The sequence below is a fragment of the Neoalteromonas flava genome (assembly GCF_002807685.1).
Taxonomy (GTDB): Bacteria; Pseudomonadota; Gammaproteobacteria; order Enterobacterales; family Alteromonadaceae; genus Alteromonas_E; species Alteromonas_E flava.
On the sequence record NZ_PEAX01000041.1, the window covers coordinates 1 to 261 of the forward strand.

The following is a 261-nucleotide window of genomic DNA, read 5'->3' on the forward strand; positions in this document are numbered from 1 at the left end:
AGCCCCCTTTGGTCCGTAGACATTATGCGGTATTAGCAGTCGTTTCCAACTGTTATCCCCCTCCTAAAGGCAAATTCCCAAGCATTACTCACCCGTCCGCCACTCGTCAGCAACTAGCAAGCTAGTTCTGTTACCGTTCGACTTGCATGTGTTAGGCCTGCCGCCAGCGTTCAATCTGAGCCATGATCAAACTCTTCAATTGAATACTTGCGTCGTTTCTGTAAACAGAAACTAAAAATAAATTGTCGTTGTGACACTCTT

General features: G+C 46.0%; 1 rRNA gene. It reads right to left on the bottom strand.

Annotated elements, in window-relative coordinates:
* Positions 1-202: ribosomal RNA gene (locus CSH92_RS17035) — 16S ribosomal RNA — on the bottom strand; the annotation flags it as partial.
* Positions 203-261 lie beyond the last annotated feature (59 nt).